The 2,866-nt window shown below is 76.0% G+C and carries 3 protein-coding genes; all 3 read left to right on the forward strand.

Features of this window, described 5'->3' with window-relative positions; genetic code table 11:
* Nucleotides 1-276, forward strand: a 276-nt coding sequence (locus LLG88_00160) for an acetyl-CoA carboxylase biotin carboxyl carrier protein subunit (protein MCE5245326.1), incomplete at its 5' end; no start/stop codon positions are given.
* A 3-nt stretch (nt 277-279) separates the two neighbouring features.
* Nucleotides 280-1,404, forward strand: a complete 1,125-nt coding sequence (locus LLG88_00165; protein MCE5245327.1) for a sodium ion-translocating decarboxylase subunit beta — start codon at nt 280-282, stop codon at nt 1,402-1,404.
* 219 nt (nt 1,405-1,623) lie between these two features.
* Nucleotides 1,624-2,866, forward strand: a 1,243-nt coding sequence (locus tag LLG88_00170) for a hypothetical protein (GenBank protein ID MCE5245328.1), incomplete at its 3' end; no start/stop codon positions are given.

The raw sequence follows: 2,866 nt of genomic DNA on the forward strand, positions 1-2,866 counted from the left end.
GACGAGGCGCCCGCCGCGCCGACGCCGCGCCCGGCCGCGCCGCGGGAGGCCGCCCCGGGCGCCGGCGCGGTCGTCGCCCCCCTGCCCGGCGAGATCGTCGGCGTCGCCGTCGCCGTCGGCGCCGCGGTCCAGCGCGGCGACGAGCTCGTGCGGATCGAGGCGATGAAGATGGTCAACGTCGTGCGCGCCCCGCGCCCGGCGCGCGTCGCCGCGGTGCGGGTCGTCGTCGGCCAGGCGGTCGAGCAGGGCGCGACGCTCGTCGAGCTGGACGGCTGAGCGATGGACTTCTCCGCGCTCGCCGGCGAGCTGCTGAAGGGGGTCTCGGCCCTCGGCGCCGGACAGGCGGCGATGCTCGCGGTCGGCCTGTTCCTGATCGGGCTCGCCGTGGTCAAGAAGTACGAGCCGCTGCTGCTGCTGCCGATCGGCGCCGGCTGCCTGCTCGCCAACCTGCCGCTCTCCGGCCTCGTCGGCGACGAGGGGCTGCTCGGCCTGCTCTACCGCCTCGGCGTGCGCACCGAGGTGTTTCCGCTGCTGATCTTCATCGGCGTCGGGGCGATGATCGACTTCGGCCCGCTCCTCGCCGCCCCGCGCCTCGCGCTCCTCGGCGCGGCGGGGCAGTTCGGGATCTTCGGCGTGCTGATCCTCGCCGCGCTCCTCGGCTACCCGATCAAGGAAGCCGCCTCGATCGGCGTCATCGGCGCGATCGACGGGCCGACCTCGATCTTCGTCGCCGCCAAGCTCGCGCCGCAGCTCCTCGCGCCGATCGCCGTCGCCGCCTACTCCTACATGGCGCTCGTGCCGGTGATCCAGCCGCCGCTGATGCGCCTGCTGACGACCCGCCGCGAACGCGGAATCAAGATGGAATACGCGCCGCGCCCCGTCTCCCGCCGGGCGCTCGTCGCCTTCCCGATCATCGTCACGGTCGTGATCGGCGCGCTCGTTCCCGACGCCGCGCCGCTCGTCGGCACGCTGATGCTCGGCAACCTGCTGCGCGAAAGCCGGGTCGTCGAGCGGCTGGCGGCGACCGCGCGCAACGAACTGATCAACATCTCCACGCTGTTCCTCGGCCTCGCGGTCGGGGCGACGATGACGGCGGAGTCGTTCCTCAACGCGCGCGCCCTCGGCGTGCTGGCGCTCGGGCTGATCGCCTTCGTCGTGGACACCTGCGCCGGCCTGCTGATGGGGAAGCTGATGTGCCTCCTCTCCCGCGGGCGGATCAACCCGCTGCTCGGCGCCGCGGGGATCAGCGCGTTCCCGATGGCCGGGCGGCTGGTCGCCCAGGCGGCGCAGAAAGAGGACCAGGACAACTTCCTGCTGATGCACGCCCTCGGCGCCAACACCTCCGGACAACTCGCCAGCGTGATCGCCGGCGGCGTCCTCCTCGCCCTCGCCTCCGGGTTCTGACCGGCGCGGCGTCCTTCTCGCCCTCGGGCTCCGGCCTCCGACGACGAACGGCGGCGCGTCGCGTCCCGGCCGCCGCCGACAGTTCGCCGAAACGCGTCGGCGGCCGTTGAGCGGCGACGCCGGTTCGCGCTACTCTCGCCGCGACGCGCAGTTCGCGGACGGTGGTGGCGTTTGGCGGCGACTCTTTCCTCCGGCCCGGCGCGGGCCGTTCTCGTTCTCATGGCCGGTTTCGCCTGCGCCCCCCTCGCGGCGCGCGGCGACGAGCTGCTCGTCCCCGGCGGCCGCGCCGCCGCGTCGCGCCTTCTGGGCGGCGTCGACGAAAACGCTCCGGCGGCGTTCGTTCCCTCCTTCAACCGGGCGCTGCTCTCCGCGGTCACCGGCGACGCGTCGGCCGCGGAGATCGTGCCCGCGCGCCGCGACGCGCTGGTGCTGCTGCGGCTCGCCTACTCCGCGCGCCAAGCCTACGGCGGACGGCTGCAGATCCTGCCCGGCGAGAAGCAGGCCCGAGAGCGGCTCGAAGGGGTCTCCGGCTCGCTCGGTTTCGCGCTCGTGCAGATCGAAGGGCGGTTCGCGGTCGATCCGATTCCGGGGGAGGACGCCGAGCGCCGGCGCCGCGCCGCGGCGGCCCTCGGCTGGGACGTGCCGAGCGCCGTGGACGCCTTCAACGACGGGACGCCGGTCTCCTTCCCGGTCCCCGAGGAACGGGTCCCCTCGCCGCTGCCCCTCGCCCGCTGGCGCGCGATCGCCGGGGCGCAGTTCGACGCGGACGGCGCGCTGGAGCGGCTGGCGACGGACGAGCAGGACAGCCTGCTCCTCGGCGCGCTCGACCGTCTCCCGCCCGAAACGGCGGCGGTCTTCTCCGACGACGATCTCGCCGTCCTGCGCCGCGAGGCGGCCCAGCCGTTCTTCCGTTTCGCGCCCGCGCTGCTCGTGCGCGGCGGCGCGGTCGTCGCGCCCGGCGGCGAGGCCGCCGAGGCGGCGTGGGCCGCGCTCGTCGGCGCCTCGCCGCGCGAGCCGGCGCAGTTCCTGCGGCGTCTGCTGACGGCGCACGACGGACGCCGCGCCTATCTCTTCGCCGCCCTCGCCGCGGCGCCGCCGCGCGTCGTCGCGGCGCTCCGTCCCGCGGCCTCGCTCGAGACGCTGGACTCCGCCGTCGCCGACGCCGCCCCGTTGGTCCGCTTCGACCGCGCCCGCTCCTCGGCGCCGGGTCTCGACGAACTCCTTTCCGCGCTCGCGCCGTTCGCCGACGAACGCGGCCTCGCCCTTCCGGGGGGGATCGCGGCGTGGCGGTGGGCGCTGCCGCTCGGCCGCCCCGAGCCGGCGCCGCGCGGCCTCGCGCCGTCCGACGACGCCGCGGCGTTCGTCGCCGACGCGCTCCGCCTGCGCGTCACCGTGCGCGGCGGGCCGCGCTTCGCCGCCCCGCGGGCGATCCGCCTGCTCGCCCTCGCGCGGCGCGCGCCGG

Source organism: bacterium (assembly GCA_021372775.1).
In the GTDB taxonomy this organism is placed as follows: Bacteria; Acidobacteriota; Polarisedimenticolia; order J045; family J045; genus JAJFTU01.

Bases quoted from the DNA above. Each gene is read 5' to 3' on its own strand.
- LLG88_00165 (MCE5245327.1), top strand. From the start codon at position 280: ATGGACTTCTCCGCGCTCGCCGGCGAGCTGCTGAAGGGGGTCTCGGCC.